This window comes from Micromonospora halotolerans, assembly GCF_032108445.1.
In the GTDB taxonomy this organism is placed as follows: Bacteria; Actinomycetota; Actinomycetes; order Mycobacteriales; family Micromonosporaceae; genus Micromonospora; species Micromonospora halotolerans.
Window position 1 is genome coordinate 4,931,810 of the sequence record NZ_CP134876.1, and the last position, 19,591, is coordinate 4,951,400.

11 protein-coding genes are annotated in these 19,591 nt (G+C 74.8%); 8 read left to right on the forward strand and 3 right to left on the reverse strand.

What is annotated here, in order from left to right:
- Positions 1-36: 36 nt before the first annotated feature.
- From RMN56_RS23285 to RMN56_RS23310, 6 genes are all read left to right on the forward strand, one after another.
- Positions 37-489 (forward strand): Fur family transcriptional regulator, encoded by a 453-nt coding sequence (locus RMN56_RS23285; protein ID WP_313719657.1) that lies wholly within the window; start codon positions 37-39, stop codon positions 487-489.
- Positions 489-2,768 (forward strand): catalase/peroxidase HPI, encoded by a 2,280-nt coding sequence (katG, locus tag RMN56_RS23290; RefSeq protein ID WP_313719658.1) that lies wholly within the window; start codon positions 489-491, stop codon positions 2,766-2,768. Before RMN56_RS23285 ends, katG begins: the two co-directional genes overlap by 1 nt.
- 220 nt (positions 2,769-2,988) lie before the next feature.
- Positions 2,989-3,441: an iron chaperone gene (locus tag RMN56_RS23295; protein ID WP_313719659.1), complete on the forward strand. Its 453-nt coding sequence runs from the start codon at positions 2,989-2,991 to the stop codon at positions 3,439-3,441.
- A gap of 120 nt (positions 3,442-3,561) precedes the next feature.
- Positions 3,562-6,381 (forward strand): AfsR/SARP family transcriptional regulator, encoded by a 2,820-nt coding sequence (locus RMN56_RS23300; RefSeq protein WP_313719660.1) that lies wholly within the window; start codon positions 3,562-3,564, stop codon positions 6,379-6,381.
- A 114-nt stretch (positions 6,382-6,495) separates the two neighbouring features.
- Positions 6,496-7,020 carry a sigma-70 family RNA polymerase sigma factor gene (locus tag RMN56_RS23305; protein WP_313719661.1) on the forward strand — a complete coding sequence of 175 codons (525 nt, stop codon included), beginning with the start codon at positions 6,496-6,498 and terminating at the stop codon, positions 7,018-7,020.
- 88 nt (positions 7,021-7,108) lie between these two features.
- Positions 7,109-9,097 (forward strand): AfsR/SARP family transcriptional regulator, encoded by a 1,989-nt coding sequence (locus RMN56_RS23310; RefSeq protein ID WP_313719662.1) that lies wholly within the window; start codon positions 7,109-7,111, stop codon positions 9,095-9,097.
- Here the strand turns inward: RMN56_RS23310 and RMN56_RS23315 are convergent.
- On the reverse strand, positions 9,085-12,420 hold the full coding sequence (locus RMN56_RS23315; protein WP_313719663.1) for a S8 family peptidase: 3,336 nt from the start codon (positions 12,418-12,420) through the stop codon (positions 9,085-9,087). The two genes, RMN56_RS23310 and RMN56_RS23315, sit on opposite strands and share 13 nt — an antisense overlap.
- A gap of 120 nt (positions 12,421-12,540) precedes the next feature.
- Here RMN56_RS23315 and RMN56_RS23320 point away from each other — a divergent pair, with 120 nt between their 5' ends.
- The gene (locus RMN56_RS23320; protein WP_313719665.1) at positions 12,541-13,635 is read left to right on the forward strand and encodes a nucleotide disphospho-sugar-binding domain-containing protein; all 1,095 of its coding nucleotides are present in this window, start codon (positions 12,541-12,543) and stop codon (positions 13,633-13,635) included.
- 52 nt (positions 13,636-13,687) lie between these two features.
- Here RMN56_RS23320 and RMN56_RS23325 read toward each other — a convergent pair whose 3' ends face one another.
- The gene (locus tag RMN56_RS23325; RefSeq protein WP_313719666.1) at positions 13,688-16,075 is read right to left on the reverse strand and encodes an ABC transporter permease; all 2,388 of its coding nucleotides are present in this window, start codon (positions 16,073-16,075) and stop codon (positions 13,688-13,690) included.
- Positions 16,069-16,800 carry an ABC transporter ATP-binding protein gene (locus tag RMN56_RS23330; protein ID WP_313719668.1) on the reverse strand — a complete coding sequence of 244 codons (732 nt, stop codon included), beginning with the start codon at positions 16,798-16,800 and terminating at the stop codon, positions 16,069-16,071. The genes RMN56_RS23325 and RMN56_RS23330 overlap by 7 nt, the downstream gene beginning before the upstream one ends.
- Positions 16,801-16,867: 67 nt before the next feature.
- On the opposite strand from RMN56_RS23330, the gene RMN56_RS23335 reads away from it, so the two are divergent.
- A complete protein-coding gene (locus tag RMN56_RS23335) occupies positions 16,868-19,573 on the forward strand; it encodes a helix-turn-helix transcriptional regulator (RefSeq protein ID WP_313719669.1) in 2,706 nt (901 codons plus the stop codon).
- The last annotated feature ends 18 nt before the right edge of the window (positions 19,574-19,591 follow it).

Genomic DNA, 19,591 nt, shown 5'->3' on the forward strand with positions numbered 1-19,591 from the left:
TTGATTGATTCCAAAAGAGTGAGCTATGTTCGTCGCATGGCGCCCGACTTCGAGACCCAGCTCCGCGCGGTCTCGTTGCGGGTCACCCGGCCCCGGTTGGCGGTGCTCGCCGCGCTGCGCGACCACCCGCACGTCGACACCGACACCGTGATCGCCCTGGTCCGGGCCGATCAACCCACGGTCTCCCACCAGACGGTGTACGACGTGCTGCGTGCCCTCACCGACGCCGGTCTGGTGCGGCGCATCCAGCCGGCGGGCGCCACGGCCCGGTACGAGTCGCGGGTGGGGGACAACCACCACCACGTCGTGTGCCGCTCCTGCGGGGCGATCGCCGACGTCGACTGCGCCGTGGGTCAGGCCCCGTGTCTCACCGCCTCCGACGACCAGGGGTTCCTGGTCGACGAGGCGGAGGTCGTCTACTGGGGCACCTGCCCCGACTGCGCGACCGAACGCACCTCCCAGCGATCCGCCAGTTCGGAAGGACATTGATGAGCGACACCCAGGACAACGCCCCCTCCAGCGCCCAGGGCGTGGACAAGAAGGAGGCGGCCGGCTGCCCGGTCGCGCACGACTCCGTGACCGCGCACGGCAGCGAGAGCGAGAACCCGGCGATCGACTCGCCGACCCCGAAGACCGGCGGTCGCCCGCGCACCAACCGGGACTGGTGGCCCAACCAGCTCGACCTGTCGGTGCTGCACGCGCACTCGCCCAAGGGCAACCCGCTGGGGGCGGACTTCAGCTACGCCAAGGAGTTCGCCAAGCTCGACGTCGAGGCCCTCAAGCAGGACATCGTCACCGTCCTCACCACCTCGCAGGACTGGTGGCCCGCCGACTTCGGGCACTACGGCGGCCTGATGATCCGGATGAGCTGGCACGCCGCCGGCACCTACCGGATCGAGGACGGTCGCGGCGGCGCCGGCGACGGCGGTCAGCGGTTCGCCCCGCTGAACAGCTGGCCGGACAACGCCAACCTCGACAAGGCCCGCCGGCTGCTCTGGCCGGTCAAGCAGAAGTACGGGCAGAAGATCTCGTGGGCCGACCTGCTCGTGCTCGCCGGCAACGTGGCCCTGGAGTCGATGGGCTTCAAGACCTTCGGCTTCGGCTTCGGCCGCGAGGACGTCTGGGAGCCCGAGGAGATCTTCTGGGGTCCGGAGGACACCTGGCTCGGTGACGAGCGCTACGCCTCCGAGAAGGAGATGGTGTCCGGCGTCGGGTCGACCGAGATGGGCCTCATCTACGTCAACCCGGAGGGTCCCCGCGGCAACGCCGACCCTCTCGCGGCGGCGCACTTCATCCGCGAGACCTTCGCCCGGATGGCGATGAACGACGAGGAGACCGTCGCCCTCATCGCCGGTGGCCACACCTTCGGCAAGACCCACGGCGCCGCCGTCGCCGACAACCACGTCGGCCCCGAGCCCGAGGGCGCCCCGCTGGAGGCGCAGGGCCTGGGCTGGCTGAGCACCCACGGCACCGGCAACGGCCCGGACACCATCACCAGCGGTCTCGAGGTGACCTGGACCGACCGGCCGACGCAGTGGAGCAACCGCTTCTTCGAGATCCTCTTCGGCTACGAGTGGGAGCTCAGCACGAGCCCCGGCGGCGCCAAGCAGTGGGTCGCCAAGGACGCCGAGGCGATCATCCCGGACCCGTACGACCCGTCGAAGAAGTACAAGCCGACGATGCTGACGACCGACCTGTCGCTGCGCGTCGACCCGGCGTACGAGAAGATCTCCCGCCGGTTCCTGGAGAACCCGGACGAGTTCGCGCTGGCGTTCGCCAAGGCCTGGTACAAGCTGCTGCACCGCGACATGGGCCCGATCGAGCGGTTCCTCGGGCCGTGGGTGCCGGAGCCCCAGCTGTGGCAGGACCCGGTGCCGGCCGTCGACCACGAGCTCGTGGACGACGCCGACGTCGCCGCGCTCAAGGCGAAGGTCCTGGAGTCCGGCCTCACGACCGCCCAGCTGATCTCCACCGCCTGGGCCTCCGCCGCGAGCTTCCGGTCCACCGACAAGCGCGGCGGCGCCAACGGCGCGCGGATCCGCCTCGAGCCGCAGCGCAGCTGGGAGGTCAACCAGCCCGAGCAGCTCGCGACGGTCCTGTCGACCCTGGAGGGCATCCAGCAGGAGTTCAACTCCGCCGGCGGCGCCAAGAAGATCTCGCTCGCGGACCTGATCGTGCTGGCCGGCTCGGCCGCGGTCGAGAAGGCGGCGCGCGACGCCGGCTTCGACGTGACCGTGCCGTTCCGCCCGGGCCGCACGGACGCCTCCCAGGAGCAGACCGACGTCGAGTCCTTCCGGGTCCTCGAGCCGCGCGCCGACGGGTTCCGCAACTACCTGCGTCCGGGTGAGAAGACCCAGCCGGAGGTGCTGCTCATCGACCGTGCCTACATGCTCAACCTGACCGCCCCGGAGATGACCGTCCTCGTCGGCGGCCTGCGCTCCCTCGGGGCCAACGTCGGCGGTGCGCGCCACGGCGTGCTCACCGACCGGCCCGGCGTGCTCACCAACGACTTCTTCGCCAACCTGCTCTCCCCGGGCACCCGGTGGAAGGCGTCGGAGTCCGAGGAGCACGTGTACGAGATCCGGGACCTGGCCACCGACCAGGTGAAGTGGACCGCCACCGCGGTCGACCTCATCTTCGGCTCCAACTCCCAGCTGCGGGCCCTCGCCGAGGTCTACGCCAGCGACGACGCGCGCGAGAAGTTCGTGACGGACTTCGTGGCCGCCTGGACCAAGGTCATGGAACTGGACCGGTTCGACGTCCGCTGATCCGGCCTGCACCGCCGAGCCCCGGTCGATCCACGAGGATCGACCGGGGCTCGGTCGTCGTCGGCGCCGGTCTGCCGGTTGCGGGCGGGGGCACCGACCCGGGTGTCCGTGGTGGTTTCCGTGGTCAGCACGGAGGCGGCCCGTGCCCGGGCCGGGAGAGGCTGTGACCACAGCGATCGGGCCGGGGAGGACACGCCGGGCCCACGAGCAAGGGGGAACCATGGCCAGCACCAGGACCAGCGGGTACGAGGGATTCACGGCCGAGGAGCGGGCCGCCATGAAGGAGCACGCCCAGGAGCTCAGGACCGCGGCGCGCCGGGGCTCGCGCGCGGACAAGGAGGCCGAGGCGGAGCGGAGCGTGCTCGCGAAGATCGCCGAGATGCCGGACTCGGACCGGGTCATGGCCGAGCGGGTCCACGCCGTCGTCACGGCCGCCGCGCCGGTCCTCGCGCCGAAGCTCTGGTACGGGATGCCCGCCTACGCGCGGGACGGCAAGGTGGTCTGCTTCTTCCAGAGCGCGCAGAAGTTCACGGCGCGCTACGCGACGCTCGGCTTCAGCGACCAGGCGAAGCTGGACGAGGGCACGATGTGGGCCAACGCTTTCGCCCTGACCGAGGTGACGCCCGAGGTGGAGGCGCGCATCGCCGCGCTCGTGAAGCGCGCGGTGAGCTGAGCTGCGCGGCGGGCCGCCGGCCCGGGCCGGCGGCTCTCGCCGTCCTCGCGTACCGGAACCGGCCGTAGCTTGCCCGATCGCAAGCTCCGGCCGGCGGATCGGCCGGTTACCGTGGCCGCTGTGCGAGCGGAGGAGGGCGACACGGTCGGTTTCTCGGTGCTCGGCTCGATCCGGGTCGTCCGCGCCGGCGCCGAGCTGCGTCTGGGCGCCCGCCAGCAGCGCCTGGTGCTCGCGTTGCTGCTGGTCCGGGGCGGGCTGCCGGTCACCCTGGCCGAGCTGGTCGACCTGCTCTGGGACGAGGAGGCCCCGGCCAGCGCCGCGAACGTGGTGCACCGGCACGTCGGGATGCTCCGGCGGCTGTTCGAGCCCGAGCTGCCCACCCGGGCGGCGGGCGGGCACATCCACCGGGAGCTGTCGGGCTACCGGCTGCGCGCCGACGAGGAGTCCCTCGACCTGCTGAGGTTCCGGTCGCTGAGCCGGCGGGCGGCGCGCAGGCTGCAGGACGGCGATCCGGAGTCGGCGCTGCGGCATTCCCTCGACGGGCTGCGGCTGTGGCGCGGCCGGTGCGCCGCCGGTCTGGAACCGGCCTCCCGCCTGCACCCCGCGTTCCTCGCCGTGGAGGCCGAACGCGCCGAAGCTGTGCGCGGGGCCGCCGACGCCGCCGAGCGCTGCGGCCGGCTGGGCGCGGTGCTGGCGCCGCTGCGGCAGGCCGCCGAGCAGCACCCGTTCGACGAGTCGCTGCAGAGCCGCCTGCTGCTCGCCCTCGCCGCCGACGGCCGGCAGGCGGAGGCCGTCGAGGTGTACCGGGCGGTGCGCCACCGGCTCGCCGAGGACCTGGGCGTCGACCCCGGCGAGGAGCTGCGGGAGGCGTACGACCGGGTGCTGCACCAGCGCACCCGGCCCGCCCGTACCGGCTCGCCGGCGCCGCTCCCACGGCCCGCACAGCTGCCACCGGACCTGCCGTTCTTCAGCGGCCGGGACGACCTCATCGCGGAGGCCCGCGCGGCGGTCGCGCGCCCGGGCGGGCCGGCGGTGCTCGCCATCGACGGCATGCCCGGGATCGGCAAGACCGCCCTCGCCGTCCACCTCGCCCACGGGTTCGCCGCCGGCTACCCGGACGGGCAGCTGTACGTCGACCTGCGCGGATATGACGGGCACGAGCCGGCGATGAGCTCGGCCGAGGCGCTGCGCGGCTTCCTCGGCTCGCTCGGGGTGCCCCAGGACGGCATTCCCGCCGAGCTGCACGCCCAGGCCGGCCTGTACCGCAGCAGCCTCGCCGGCCGGCGGCTGCTCATCCTGCTCGACAACTGCCGCGACGCCGAGCAGATCCGGCACCTGCTGCCCGGCACCCCCGGCTGCCTGGTGATCGTCACCAGCCGCAGCCGGCTCAGAGGCCTGCTGACCACGGCCGGCGCCCACCCGTTGCCGGTCGGCCTGCCGAGCGTCGAGGAGGCCCGCGCGGCGCTGTCGCGGCCGCTGGGCGCGGCCCGCGTCGCGGCGGACCCGGCCGCGATCGACGCCATCATCGCCAGCTGCGGGCGGCTGCCGCTCGCGCTGGCGGTGGTGGCCGCCCGCGCGGCGGGCCTGCCGGGGACGCCACCGGCGCAGATCGCCGCGGAGCTGGCCCGAGCCCCCGGGAACCTGGACGGCTTCGACGGCGACGACCCGCAGACCGGGCTGCGTGCCGTCTTCTCCTGGTCCTACCGGGCGCTGTCCGCGCCGGCCGCCCGGCTCTTCCGGCTGCTGCCGATCCATCCCGGCCCGGACATCTCAATCGCCGGCGCGGCGGGACTGGCCGGCGTCCCCCTGCGGAGCGCGCGGGCACTGCTCGGCGAGCTGAGCCGCGCGCACCTGGTCACCGAGGACCTGCCGGGCCGCTACCGCACCCACGACCTGCTGCTGGCCTACGCCACCGAGCTCGGCGAGGAGAACGACGGCCCGGCCGAGCGCGCCGCCGCGGAGCTGCGCTGCCTGGCGTTCTACCGGGCCACCGGCTATCAGGCCCACCGGTGGCTGCTGGCCTCCGAGTACCAACCGCTGATCGAGCCGGGGCCGGGCGAGACGCCGCTGCGCTTCGACGGGCACGGTGACGCCATGCGCTGGTTCACCGCCGAGCGGCACGTCCTCATCGCGCTGGTCGGCCGGGCCGCCCGGCAGGGCCGGCACACCGAGGCCTGGCAGCTCGCCCTGGGGATGCAGCACTTCTTCGAACGCAGCGGCCGGTGGGCCGACTGGACGACGACCGGCGAGGTGGCCCTCGCGGCGGCCCGGGCGGGCGGCGACCTGGTCGGGCAGGCCCGGATGCACCGCAGCCTGGCCGGGGCGGCCTACTTCCGGCACGAGCACGAGACCGCGCTCGGGCATCTCGACCGGGCGGTCGAGCTGCTCGCCCGGCTCGGCCTGTACGGGGAGATGACCCGGGCCGGGTTCAACCGGGCGATGATCCTGAGCGCGCAGGGGCGCCACGAGGAGGTCATCCGGGCGCTCTCCGCGGCGCTGGGGCCGTGGGTGGCCGGCGACGACAAGCTGCTGGCGGACGTCCTGGTCATCATGGGCGCGAGCCACGCCGAACTGGGCCGGGCGGACGAGGCCGTGCGCTGCGCCGAGCGGGCGATGGCGCTGTCGCGCGGCGCGCGGTACCGGTTGGGCATCGCCGAGGCGTGGGAGGTGCTCGGCCGGGGGCATTCCGCCCGCGGGGAGCTCGACCGGGCGGTCGACTGCTGGCGCGCGGCCGCCGTCGGCTACCAGGAGGCCTCGGCGCCGGCGCCGGCCGCGGAGGTGCTTGCGCTGCTCGGCGACGCCCTCGCCGCCGCCGGCGACCGGGACGCCGCGGTACGGGCGTGGCAGGAGGCGCTGGCTCTGATCCCGCACGCGCACACGCACACGCCGACCGGCCGGCGACTGGCCGGCCTGCTCGCGGCGGTCACGTCCGGTCCGTGACCGGTCGCGGTCGGTGACGGCACTCGATTCGCACTCGCGCGTCAGTCCATTCGCATCCGCCGTCCCTAGGCTCCTGCCTCATTCACCGTTGCTGCTGCGGAGGGGGGAGCGACCGTGCTGTGGACGTCCGACGGATCTCCGGCCGGCCGGGCCGAGCGCATGACCGCGCTGCACGCGGACCATGCCCGTGCCGTGCTGCGTCTCCTGCTCCTGCTGACCCGCGGGCAGCGGCAGACCGCCGAGGACCTGCTGCAGGAGACGATGCTGCGCGCCTGGCGGCACCTCGACTCGGTGCCGGCCGAGCCCGAGGCCGCCCGCCGCTGGCTCCTCACCGTCGCCCGGCGGCTCGTCATCGACGGGGTCCGGCGCCGGCAGGGCCGCCCCGCCGAGGTCCATCTCGTCGACATGACCTGGATTCCGGCCGGTGACGACACGACCGGCACCGCGCTGGCGTCGTACGCCGTCCGGCGCGCGCTGCGCCGGCTGAGCCCGGCGCAGCGCAGCCTGCTCTCCGAGGTGTTCCTGGTCGGGCGGTCGACGGAGGAGGTCGCGGGCCGGCTGGGGGTGCCGATCGGCACCGTGAAGTCCCGGACCCACCACGCCCTGCGCGCTCTGCGCACCGGCGTCCAGGCGGCCTGAGCAGGGAACACCCCCGCCACCGGTCCCGCGCCGGCCCCTGCCATGCTGTGGCGGTCGTGGCAACGAGCTCTGTACGGATCGCGTCCGGATGACCACCCCGCTCTCCTTCGCCGTTCTCGGCCCGGTGCGGGGCTGGCGCGGCCGGTCCGAGCTCGACCTGGGCACCCGGCAGCAGCGGCTGATCCTGGCGCTCCTGCTCGTCCGGGCGGGCGGCGCGGTCAGCGTCGCCGAGCTCGTCGACCTGCTCTGGGAATCCGACCCCCCGCCCAGCGCGGTCAACGTGGTGCACCGGCACGTCGGGGCGCTCCGGCGGCGCTTCGAGCCGGACCTGCCGACGCGGGCGGCGGGCTCGGTGCTCATCCGCGACGGCGCCGGGTACCGGCTGCTGATCGAGGAGGATTCGCTCGACCTGCTGCGCTTCCGGCGCCTGGTCGACCGGGCCGGTGGCAGTTCCGGCGCGGCGGGCGTCGAGCTCTACCGGGAGGCGCTGGCGCTGTGGCGCGACCGGTGCGCCGCGAACCTGCGGGCCGGCGGCCGTACCCATCCGGAGTTCGTCGCCGTCGACGGCGAGTGGTTCGCCGCCGTCCGGGCGGCGACCGACGCCGCGCTGCGGGCCGGCAGCGTCCCCGCGGTGCTGCCCGCGATCCGGCTGGCCGCCGAGCAGGAGCCGCTGGACGAGGGACTCCAGGCGCGGCTGCTGCTCGCGCTCGCCGCGGACGGCCGGCGGGCCGAGGCCCTCGCGGCGTACGCCGACATCGAGCACCGGCTCGCCGACGAGCTCGGCATCCGGCCGGGCGCCGACCTGCGAGCGGCCCGGGACCGCCTGCTCGACCACGACGCTGCGCCCGGCGGCTCCCGGCCGTGGCCCGGCGCCGGACCGGCCTCCATCCGGTCCGCAGCGCCGCCCGACGTGACGGCGGCCGGATCTGCGCCGGCCGGGCCGGAGGCCGCGCCGTCGACCGGTGCCGGGCGGCCGGCGCAGTTGCCGGCCGACCATCCGTACTTCAGCGGCCGCCGCGACCTGGTGGCCGCCGCGGAGGGGCTGCTGGCCGGCGATCGGCCGCCCGCCGCGCTGGTCATCGACGGCATGCCCGGGGTGGGGAAGACCACCCTGGCGGTGCACCTGGCCCACCGGCTCGCCGCCCGCTACCCCGACGGGCAGTTGTACGCCGACCTGCGCGGCTTCGGCTCCGGCGACTCGATGCTGACACCGGCCGAGGCGCTGCGCGGCTTCCTGTGGTCGCTGGGGGTCGCGCCGGCCGCCATCCCGGCCGAGCTGCACGCGCAGGCCGGCCTCTACCGCAGCATCCTGGCCGAGCGCCGGATGCTGATCCTGCTCGACAACTGCCGCGACTGGGACCAGGTCCGACACCTGCTGCCCGGCACCGGCGGGAGCCTCGTCATCGCCACCGGCCGCCGCCGGATCACCGGCGGGGCCGGCCCGGCGGGCGCCCACCCGCTGCACCTCGACCTGCTGACCGACGCCGAGGCCCGTGAACTGCTCACCCGCTGGCTCGGCGACGCGACGGCCGCCGACCCGGCCGCCGTCGACGAGATCGTCGCCCGGTGCGGCGGGCTGCCGCTGGCCCTGGCGCTGGTCGCCACCCGTGCCCTCGGCCGGCCCGCGCTCAGCCTGCCGGCGGTCGCCGGTGAGCTGGCCGGGGCCGGCGGCCGGCTGGCCGGTTTCGGGGACGCACACGCCGATCTGGAGACGGTCTTCTCCTGGTCCTACCGGGCCCTGACGCCCGGGGCGGCCCGGCTCTTCCGGTTGCTGCCCCGACACCCGGCCGGGGCGGTGAGCACGGAGGCGGCGGCCGCCCTGGCCGGCCTGTCCCCGCGCACCGCCCGCGGCCTGCTCGCCGAGCTGGCGGCGCACCTGCTGGTGCGGCCCGACGACGGCCGGTGGCGGATGCACGACCTGCTGCGGGCCTACGCCGCGGAGCTGGCGGAGGAGCACGACGACGCCGCGGAGGGGATACACCCGGCACACCCGTACCCGATGACGTCGCACGCCACGGTGACCCCGGACGCGGCGCCGGTGGGCGCCGCGCCCGGGGACCACCCTCAGTACCGGTAGGCGCGGATGACGGTCTGCTTGACCGTGTTACCGCCGGTGTCCGTCGCGGCGGCCCGCAGCGAGACGAAGCCGGTGCCGGTCGGGTTGCGCACCCAGGCGACCGCCTTCTCGCCGGACCGCTTCACGGTCAGCTGCTGCCAGGTCCTGCCGTCGTCGAAGGACGCCTCGACGGTCAGGGTCCTGGTCCGGCCCGGTGCCGCACCGACCTGACGGTCGAGCGAGATCGGGATCGCGAACAGCCGGCCGGCCGGCGCCCGGTTGTCGATGTCGAGCTCCGGGGTGTACCGGACGGCCGTGAGAGGCAGCTTCACCAGGTCGCCGTCGCCCACGTGCGCGGACGTGAAGGTCCACTCCGCGTCGACCACGGTGGACAGGGTGAACTCCGGGTCGCTGCGGAAGGTAGCGGCCAGCCGGTAGTCACCCTTCTCCGCGGGCACGGTCCACACCCAGGGCGTCTCGCTCCCGTCGCCGATCTTGGTCCCGTTACGGTAGAGGCTCACCTGTGCGCTGCCGCCGCGGACGTGCCGGAAGCCCATGTGCCCGGTGCCGTCGCCGTGCAGCGGCCCCGGCCCGCCGATCGTGTCGCCGAAGTAGCGGGTGGCGAACTGCTGGCCGAAGTTCGGCTCCGGGAAGACCGGCCCGGCCACGCCGTTGGCCCACTTCACCGTGTACGTGCGCCCGGGCTGGAAGCTGGTCCACGCCGACTGGTAGTAGGTGTACCTCAGCTGGGACGAGGTCGACTGCCACACCGCCTTCTTGTCCTGGTTGTAGTACTCGGTGATGGTGCTCGGCACGTCGTAGGTGAAGCTCGGCGGAATGTTGCGCTCGTCCCGGTAGATCGGCGAGTTGCCGGGCGCGTGCGCGACCGCGGTCCGCGCGACCGGCACGCCGGCCACGTCCGCGCTGATCCGGGAGCGGACCGTGGCGAAGTCGCCCGCGCGCATCGTGCGGGTCAGCCCGGTCATCATCCGCTCCGGCTCGTAGAAGTAGACCCGGTAGACGTACGGGCTGTTGTGCAGGCTGCCGTCCTCGGCCACCTGGCCCCACATCCCGTTGACGTAGGAGACGAAGCCGGGAGTCCTGCCGCCGCCGATCTGCCCGGTCCGCGCGTGGTCGAGGGGGAGCCCCATCACGACGCCGAACGGGTCGTTGCTGCCCCAGACCTGTGGCTGCTCGGTCCGGATGGTCCAGCCGAACTCCTGGTGGACCGCGGTGGCCTTCGGGTTCGGCACGGACACCGCGACCGGCTTCGCCGAGCGGGTGTCCACGGTGAGCGACTGGTCCGTGGTCAGATCGAGGCTCGGCCGCACCATCGAGGTGATGTTCGGGACGTACGGGTCGCCGGTCAGCAGATAGGTCTGGAGCAGGTAGCGGCCCGGGCGGACCCGGTACGTGGTGATCGCGGGGTTGTCGAACACCAGGGTGGTCTGCCGGTCGAGGTCGGTCAGCAGGGTCACCCAGCTCTGCTCGGGCGTGGGCGCGCCGCCGTCCGGCCCGACGAGCTTGAGGCTGAGCTGCTGGCGGGCGATGTCGAGCGCGACCGGGGTCTGCACCTGCACGCCCCCGCCGGTGGCGGTCACCTCACCGCCGAAGTAGTGGTCGGGCAGGTCGGTGCCGGCCCGCACGCTCACCGTCACGGTGGCCGTGCCGCCGGCCGGGACGGTCACGGAGGAGGCACCGAGGCTGAACAGGCCGGCCGGTGCCGGGGCGCCGTCGGCGTCCTTCGCGTCGAGGGAGACGTTCAGGGTGAGGGGGGAGGAGCCGCTGTTCGCGTAGGTGATCGTGCGCTGCTGCGCGGCGCTGGTCCGCGCGAAGGCGACGCTGACCGGGTTGGCCGTGACGGGCTGCCGGATCGCCCGGGCGACGTCGAGGAAGCCCGCGCCCTGCTCGTAGACACCGATGGCGGCGTTCGGCCGCGCGGCCGCCATCAGCGTGGACTTGATCCGCTCGGGCGACCAGTCCGGGTGCTGCTGGGTCAGGATCGCCGCCGCGCCGGCGACGTGCGGAGTCGCCATCGAGGTGCCGTTGAGGCTGGTGTACTGCGGGTTCCCGTCGTCCGGCGCCAGGTCGGAGGTCGAGCTGCGGGCGGCGAGGATGCCGACGCCGGGCGCGGTGACGTCCGGCTTGATGCCGGCGTCGCTCGCGCGCGGACCCCGGCTCGAGAAGGCGGCCAGCTCGCCCGTCTTGGTCACGGCGCCCACGGTCAGCGCCTCGTCCACGCTGCCGGGGGAGTTCACCGTGGACTCGCCGGCCTCGCCGCTGTTGCCCGCGGCGACGACGAACAGCACGCCGTAGCGGTGGGTGAGGTCGGCCAGGGCCGCCTCGATCGGGTCGGTCTCCGGGCTGTCCGGGCCGCCGAGGCTCATGTTCGCGACCTTGACGCCCTGCTGCGCCACCCAGGTCATGCCGGCCAGGATCGCCGACTCCGGGCAGCCCTCCACCATGCAGACCTTGGCGCTGTAGAGGGTCGCGCCGGGCGCCATGCCCTTGAAGCGGCCCTGGGACGCGGCCGCGGTGCCGGCGATGGTCGAGGCGACGTGGGTGCCGTGGCCGACCCGGTCGAGGGTGTCCGGGTCGGCGGTGAAGTTCTCCGCGGCGGCGACGCGGCCAACCAGGTCGGGGTGGGTCTGGTCGATGCCGGTGTCGATCACGCCGACCTTCACCCCCGTTCCCGTCCAGCCGGCCTGCCAGGCTTCCGGCGCGCCGGTGAGCGGGACGCTGACGTCGAGCGTGGGGCGGCGCAGCCCGTCGAGCCAGACCTTGTCGAACCCGGCCCGCAGCTGCCGCTCGGTGCCGTTCGCGGCGGACGTGAGGCTGTTCCAGAAGGACACCGCGTCCGCTCGGCTCTCCGCGACCGCGCTCGACCCGGAGAGCTGCCGGGTGGTCCGGGCGCCGGGGAGGCCGGCGGGGGTGGCGCCGCTGTGCTGGACGATGAGCGGCAGGGTGGCCCGGGTGTCGTCGTAGCCGAAGCCGAGCAGCATCGAGATGTCGAAGAGCCGCTCGTCGAGCTTGCCCCGGTTGAGCAGGCCGACGGCGTCGGCGGGGATGACCCGCACGTCCTTGCCGGCGCTGTGGGTGATGAACGGGATCCGCTCCCGGCCCTTGCCCGGCACGACGTTCACGGCCGTCTGGCCGTCCACGGTGCTGACGTGGACGGTGTCGCCGGTGAGCAGCGTGACCGTCCGGCTCTCGGACGCGACCGGGGGTGTGGTCGCCGGCTTCGCGGCTCGGGGCTGCGCCGACACCGGCGTACCGCCGGGAGCCACCACCGAGACGCCCAGCGCGAGCAGCGCCAGCGCCGATAACTTGCGAACTGAACTCATCATTCTCCCTGGATGAACACGAGGGGTATCCAGGTGCTCCGGACGTGGCCGGCGGCCGAGAGTTCACCCATTGTGACCTGGGTCACAATGGGTGGCAGCGTCTTCGGGTTTCAATGGGGCATGCGCGTCCTGGTCGTCTCCGCGCCGCTGCAGGGGCACCTGCTGCCGCTGGTCCCGCTCGCCCTCGCCTGGCGGGACGCCGGCCACGACGTGGTGATCGCGAGTGGCGGCGACGCGCTCACCGTCGACCTCGGCGGCCTGGCGGCGCACGACGTCGCGCCCGGGTTCGCCTTCGGTCGGATCGCCGGCCGGGTCCTGCTGCGACATCCGCTCCTGGCCCGCCGGGAGCTGGCCGGGCGTGCCGGCACCGCGGTCGTCGGTGAGCTGTTCGGTGCCGCCAACGCCACGTTCGTCGACGCGGTGGTCGCGCTGGCCCGGCGCGAACGGCCCGACCTGATCGTCTACGAGCCGCTGGGCGTGGCCGGAGGCGTCGCCGCCGAGCGCATCGGGGTTCCCGGCGTCCTGCAGGAGAACAACCTGTTCCCCGCCGCCGACCTCGTCGCGGCCGTGGCGGCGAGCCGGCCGATGAGGCGGCAGCGGATCGGCACGCCGGCGGCCACGATCACCGTGTCGCCGCCGAGCCTCACCGGGCCCAGACCGGGGCTGCCCATGCGGGCGGTGCCGTACTCGGGCGGCGGAGAGGTGCCGGCCTGGCTTCTGCGTGCCGGGGAGCGGCCGCGGATCATCGTCAGCCGCAGCACCGTCGCCGGTCCGGGCGGCGGCGACCCGACGGCGGCGATCATCGCGGCCGCGCCCGCGGTGGACGCCGACATCGTGCTCGTCCGGCCGCCCGGCAGGCTGCCGCGGCTGCCGCCGAACGTCCGGGCGGTCGGCCGCGTGCCGCTGGACCGGGTGCTCCCGTACGCGACGGCGTACGTGCACCACGGCGGTGCGGGCAGCGTGCTGGGTGCACTGGCGGCGGGCGTGCCGCAGCTCGTCGTGCCCGGCCCAGGCGACCGGCGGCACAACGCCGAGGTGGTCGAGCGTCGCGGCGCCGGTCTCGGGGTGGCAGCCCGGGCCATCACGCCGGACGTCCTGACCCGGCTGGTCACCGACGCGGCGCTCAGGAAGGCGGCGGGCGAGGTACGCGACGAGATGGCCGCGATGCCGCCGCCCACCGACCTGGTGCCCGAGCTGACCACGCTGTACACGTGACCCTGCCGCGGCCCGGGCCACGGTGCCAGCCCCCTTCGCGTCCGGCGTGACGTCACGCTGCCGGCTCCGACGCCGAGGCGGTCGGTGAGTGGGAGGCTCGCTCGAGCAGGGCCGGCAGGACCGTGGCGATCAGGACGCAGCCCGCCACCACCGCGCCGAGCACCGTCCACGACACGTCGAGCGGAACGGGCCCGGCCACCCGGAGCAGCGCCACCCACAGCCCGCTCAGCCCCGCCGCGGCGACGGCTGCCGCGAGCACCACGCCGACACCGACGGCCACCAACGACTCGGCCAGCGCGTAGCGGAGCACCTGGTTCCGGTCGGCGCCGAGCAGGTGCAGGACGCGCCGCTCGCCGGCGCGGTCCGGTGCACCCATGACCAGGGTGTTCACCAGCGCGATCGTGGTGTAGGTCAGCAGGATCCCGAGGACCATCAGCAGTCCGAGGCGGCTCGCGCTCGCCCGTCCGGCGGCGGCCGCGGCCGACCACTGCCGCTTGCTGACCACCAGGGCGCGGTGCCCCTCCCCGGCTCGACGCAGGGCCGCCTCCACGGCCGCCGGGTCGTCGCCGGGCCGCACGTCGACGAGGGCCGTCGACGGCAGCCCGGCACGGGCGTTACGAGGACTCACGAGTGCGGCCGTGCCCGCCCCCGGGGAGAGGAGCCGCACCACGCGCAACCGGGCCTCGGTGCCGTCGGCCAGCCACAGCCGGGCCGTGTCGCCCACCCGGTACCCCCAGTCCGGCTCCGGGACGATCGCGTCGTCCGGGACGGACTCCACGCCCTGCGTCGGGCGCTGGATCAGCACCGTGTCGCCCTCGAGCGTGTAGACGCTGCTCTCGGTCACGGTCGACACGTCGGCGCCCGGAACGGACCGCAGGCGGGCCGTCAGCTCGGCGTCGAGTCCCGCGGTGCCGTCCGGCAGCACGAGGTAGTCGGCCCGCACCGACCCCGCGTCGACCGCCGCGCTCGCGGTGTCGGTCATGGCGGAGGCGGTGAGCAGCGCCGCGGGCAGCGCCACGGTCAACAGTACGGGCGTCGCGAGCGCCGCCGTCCGCCGCGCCGAGCTCGTCGCGGCGGCCGCCACCAACATGCCGACGGCGCCGCCCACCCGCTCGAACGGCCGCGTCAGCAGCCGGGCGGTGGGCCGGACCACGGCGGGGGCGAGCAGCGCGGCGGCCGCGATCAGCAGCATCAGCACGGGCATGTACGACTTGCGGTTGGTCGCCGAACCGGGATCCGCGACGGCGGTGACCGCCATGCAGACCAGCGCGGTGGCCAGCGTTCCGGAGCCGAGCAGCCAGCGGCTGAGCGGCATCGACCGGGCCTGCGCCGGCGCGTCGCGCAGCGCTTCGACCGGCCGGACCCGGCTGGCCCGCCACGCGGCCGTCACCACGGCGAGCAGAGCGACGAGTATGCCGGCGGCGAAGGAGAGGTACGCCGGTACAGGGGAACCGCTGACCGAGTCGATCCAGTCCGGGGCCATGCGCCGCGCGACGAGCCAGTCGAGGACGGCGGGGGCGGCGTACGGGCCCGCGACGGCGCCGGTCGCGGCCGCGAGGACGGAGATGGTCAGCGCCTCGAGGTAGACCATCCGGCGGATCTGGCCCGGTGTGGCCCCGGTCGCCCGCAACAGCGCCATCTCCCGGTGCCGCTGGCCGACCGCGAAAGCGAAGGTCGCGGCCACCACGGCGATCGAGATGAAGATGGCGAACCCGAGGGCGATGCCGGCGATGGTGTTGGCGTTGTTGCGGGCGTCGGCGTCACTCTCCCGGTTCGGGTCCGACCGGGCACGTTCCTCGCCGACCAGCACCCGGGCCCGCGTACCGACCGCCGCCCGGACGTCGGCCTCCGGCTGCCAGGTGAGGAGCGCGTCGACGCGCGGGGAGAGCTGCGCGGCGCGGACGTCGGTGAAGAAGAGGGAGACCTCGCGGGCGGTGCTGCTGACGCCGACGACGGTGTACGGCCGCACCCCCGCCGCCGTGACCACCCGCACCCGGTCGCCCGGCCGGGCACCCTCGCTGACGACGATCTCGTCGTTGGTCGTCGGCGCCCGGCCGGCGACCAGGTGCTGCCCGGCGGCGGGCAGGGCCGACCAGGGGCGCCCGACGCTCCCGCCGGGCCCGGTGGCGAGCGTCGCCGGGAAGACCCGGTCGGCGACCGCGTGCGGCAACGCGGTGGCCAGCGCGGCGGGAACTCCCTGCGGCTGCGCCAGCGGCACCGTCTCCCCGCCGTCCCAGGTCGGCACGCTCAGCTCGTCGACACCCACCACGACGACCGGGACGTCCCGGTAGCGTTGCGGTCCGCGGTCGGCCGCGCCGACCGTGGTGGCGAGCACCTGGCCGAGGGCGGCGACCAGCGCCGACCCGAGGGCCAGAGCCACGAACATGCCGACGAACGACCGCCACCCGAACCGCAGCGTCGTCAGCGCGAGCGTCAGCATGCCGCCGCCTCCAGCCGCGCCATGTGCATCATGATGGCCTCCGCGGTCGGCGCGGGAATCTCGCCGTCGATGCGGCCGTCCGCGAGGAAGAGGACCCGATCCGCGTACGCGGCGGCGTGCGCGTCGTGGGTGACCATCACGACGGTCTGCCGGCGCTGGTCGACCACCTCACGCAGCAACCGCAGCACCTGCTCACCGGAGCGCCGGTCCAGCGCGCCGGTCGGCTCGTCGGCGAAGAGCACCGCCGGCGCGGTCAGCAGCGCCCGGGCGATCGCGACGCGCTGCTGCTGCCCGCCGGAGAGCTCACCCGGCCGGTGGCCGCCGCGGTCGGCGAGACCGACAGCGGCGAGGCTCGCGAGCACGTCCGCGCGGTGGGGGCGGCGCCCCGCGAGCCGCAGCGGCAGGGCGACGTTCTGTTCGGCGGTGAGTGCCGGCATCAGATTGAAGGACTGGAACACGAAGCCGATGCGGTCACGCCGCAGCAGGGTCAGCCGTCGCTCGCTGAGCACGGAAAGGTCCTGTCCGGCGAGGCTGACCCGGCCGGAGGTGGGCCGGTCCAGGCCGGCCGCGCACTGCAGGAGGGTCGACTTGCCGGAGCCGGAGGGCCCCATGACGGCGGTGAAGGATCCGGTGTCGAAGCTGACGGAGACACCGGCCAGGGCGGTGACCCCGTTGGGATAGCGCCGGGTCACCTCGCTGACCTCGACGACGGGTACGGAAGGCATGTACCGACGCTATGGAGATCCATTCCCGTGGGGTACCGGACAGGTGACTGGTGTAGTTTCCGATCCCATGCTGGTGGGCCGCGACGCTGACCGGGCCGTCCTGCGGACCGCCGTGGAGCAGGCACGTGCCGGCCGGAGCGCCGCGCTCGTGGTGCGCGGGGAACCGGGCATCGGCAAGTCCGCGCTGCTGGACCACGTCGCCACCGGCCCGGGGCTGACCGTGCTGCGCTGCGCCGGGGTCGAGTCCGAGGCGGAGATACCGTTCGCCTCCCTCCACCTCCTGCTCCACCCGGTGCTCGGCCGCGCGGAGGCGCTGCCCGACCTGCAGCGCGCCGCCCTGCTCGGTGCGCTCGGGGTGGAGCCGGCCACCGGCCGGGACCCGCTGCTGATCGGCGCCGCCGCGTTGACCCTGCTCGCCGACCTGGCCGAGGACGAGCCGGTGCTCTGCCTCATCGACGACGCGCACTGGCTCGACGAGTCCTCCGCGCGAACGCTGCGCTTCGTCGCCCGGCGGTTGCACGCCGACGCGGTGGCGATGGTCTTCGCGGCGCGTCCGGAGTTCGACCCCGCAGGTCTGCCCGAGCACCGGTTGGCCGGAATCGGCACCTCGGCCTGCGCCGCCCTGCTGGACCGCTGGGCTCCCGGTCTGGACCACGCGGCGCGGGAACGGATCATCCGGGAGAGCGGGGGCAACCCGCTGGCACTGCGCGAGCTGCCGCACGTGGCGGCGGAGCAGACCCATCTGCCCGCGCCGCTGCCGCTGTCGAGGCGCCTCGAGCACGCCTTCGGTACGCGCATCGCCCGGTTGGCGCCAACCGTGCGTACCGTGCTCGCCATCGCCGCCGCCGACGAGGCAGCCGGGCTCGGCAACCTGCTACGCGCCGCCGCCACCCAGGGGATCTCCCGCGACGCGCTGCGCGCCGCCCTGGTCGAGGCCGAGGAGGCCGACCTGCTGCGGGTGTCCGGCGGTCGGGTGGTCTTCACCCATCCGTTGCTGCGGGCCGCCGCGTACCAGCAGGCCGGGATCGAGCGGCTGGCCGTGCACCGGGCGCTCGCCGAGGCCGTCGCCGCGGAGCCGGATCAACAGGCCTGGCATCTCGCCGCGGCGGCGACCGGCCCCGACGAGACCACCGCCCGCGCGCTCGAACTCGCCGCCGAGCGGGCGCAGGGCCGCAGCGGATACGCCGCGGCAGCGGCGGCACTCGAACGCGCCGCCGAACTGACCGCCGATCCCGGGCTGCGCGGTCACCGGCTGATCGCCGCCGCGGTCGCGGCGAACGATGCCGGACAGCGGCACCGCACCCGGCACCTGCTGGACCGGGTCGGCGAGGCTCCCGCCGATCCGCTCCGAGCCGCCCGCTACCACGAACTCCGGGCCCGGGTCGCCTTCGACTCCGGCGACGCCGCCCGGGCCCACGACCTGCTGGTGGCGGCGTCCGCGGCACTCGCCGACGTGGATCCCGCCGGGGCGCGGGCCGTCCTCATCGACGCCGCCCGCAACGCCTGGCAGCTCAGCGACCCGCCCCGCGTGGCCGATGCGGCCGAACGGCTGGCGAAGCTGGGCACTGCCCCGGACAGCCTGGCAGCGGCGGTCTCCGCCGTCACCGGAGCCGCCACCCTGCTCACCGCCGGCCCGGCGGGCGCCCTGCCCGTGATGCGCCCGCTGGTCGCCGTGGGGCTGCGAGCCCGCGGCGCCTACGCCCTGCGGCTCAACGCCGCGTTCGTGGCGGGCATCGTCGGCGACTTCACCGCCGGTGGAAGCATCGCCCGGCAGGTCGTCGACGACTGCCGCGCCGCCGGCGCGGTCGGCTGGTTGCCACTCGCGCACGTGACCCTCGCCACCGCCGAGCTCTATCTCGGACAGTTCCGCAACGCGGTCACGTCGGCCACCGAGGGCCTGCAACTGGCCGCCGACACCGGCCAGCCGAACCGCGCCGGATACCTGGAGGGCGTGCTCGCCTGGATCGCCGCCGTGCAGGGCGACGAGGACGCCTGCCTGCGCCTCAGCGCTCAGTGCCAGGACGGCTTCGCCACCCACCGCATCGCCAACGGTCTCGCCTGGGCAGTCTGGGCCCGGGCGATGCTGGACCTCGCCCAGGGCCGCACCGCCGAGGCGCTGGACCGGCTCGACGCCGCCCTGGACGGGCCGGTGCGGCACCAGGCCCACGCCGTCTACTTCGCACCCGACCAGGTCGAATGCGCCGTTCGCCTCGGTGACCCGGAGCGCGGCCGCGCGGCGAGCGACCGGTTCGGGGCGTTCGCCGACGCGGCCGGACAGGACTGGGCGCGGGCCGTATGGCACCGCGGCCAGGGCATGCTCACCACGGACACCGACCTCGCGGACCACCACTTCGCGGCGGCGTTGCGCGCGCACGCGGACGGCTCACGGCCGTGGGAGATCGCCCGTACCCATCTGTCGTACGGCGAGCGGCTGCGCCGCGACCGGCGCAAGCACCAGGCCCGGTCGCACCTGAGGACCGCGCGGGAGATCTTCGAACGGTTGCCGGCACCGCCGTGGGCCGACCGGGCGGCCGCGGAGCTGCGTGCCGCCGGCGAGCAGACACCGTCCGCCGCTGCCGTCGACCTGCTCGCGGCGCTCTCGCCGCAGGAACTGCAGATCGTCCGGCTGGCTCACGCCGGGTTGACGAACCGGGAGATAGCGGCACAGCTCTTCCTCAGCCCGAAGACGGTCAGCTATCACCTGTACCGCGCGTTCCCGAAGCTCAACGTGGCCACCCGGGGCCAGTTGGCCCGCCTCGACCTGCCGGCGTGAACCCCTGCGGCGCGCCGG